Below are 546 nucleotides of genomic sequence, written 5' to 3'. Positions count from 1 at the left end.
ATCCTGATGGAGACGCCCGGCGCGACGGATTTCTCGTGCGGGTACACCTACCGCGGCCCCTATCCGAATCCGCCGCTCATCACCTACGAGCCCGACGGCACGTACACGTACACGATCAACCGGCCGGTGAAGCTCGACAACAACGGGCTCATCGCGGTGAGCGCGTACATGCACATGAGCTACGCGCCGTGCGCGATCACCTGGTTGCTCTGAACGTCGATCACGTCGACGACGAGACGCATCTGTCCTTCCCGCCCTTTCAGCGCGCACGGCGAGGCGCAGTCGACGAAGCTGATCGAGGACGCCGCGACGATCAACGTCACGCTGAATCAGGCCGCCGAGCCGCGCAGCGGCTACACGGTCAGGCTGTCGAGCAAGTGGGCGACGTACGACAGCTACGCGGGCACGCCGTGGACGTCGAGCTATTGCAGCGGCGGCAAGACGTTTCTCCAGACGCCGCTCGTGACCGGCTGGACGATCAATTCGTTCTATTGAACGGCGCTTCGCCGCGCGTGGCCGCCGCCGCGCGGCGCTGCGGTTAACTGC

The 546-nt window shown here is 65.4% G+C and carries 2 protein-coding genes; both read left to right on the top strand.

Going from position 1 to position 546, the window contains the following annotated elements; all coding sequences use genetic code 11:
• Window positions 1–213: hypothetical protein (locus J5M73_RS30980; protein WP_207816865.1), on the top strand; the 213-nt coding region annotated here is incomplete at its 5' end.
• Window positions 189–542 carry a hypothetical protein gene (locus J5M73_RS30975; RefSeq protein ID WP_207816863.1) on the top strand — a complete coding sequence of 118 codons (354 nt, stop codon included), beginning with the start codon at window positions 189–191 and terminating at the stop codon, window positions 540–542. The genes J5M73_RS30980 and J5M73_RS30975, both read left to right, overlap by 25 nt.
• The last annotated feature ends 4 nt before the right edge of the window (window positions 543–546 follow it).

It is taken from the genome of Pseudomonas sp. 50_B, assembly GCF_017491625.1.
Taxonomy (GTDB): Bacteria; Pseudomonadota; Gammaproteobacteria; order Pseudomonadales; family Pseudomonadaceae; genus Aquipseudomonas; species Aquipseudomonas danubii.
The sequence above is the reverse complement of the archived record's forward strand: the minus strand, read 5'-3'. Positions and strand labels throughout refer to the sequence as shown.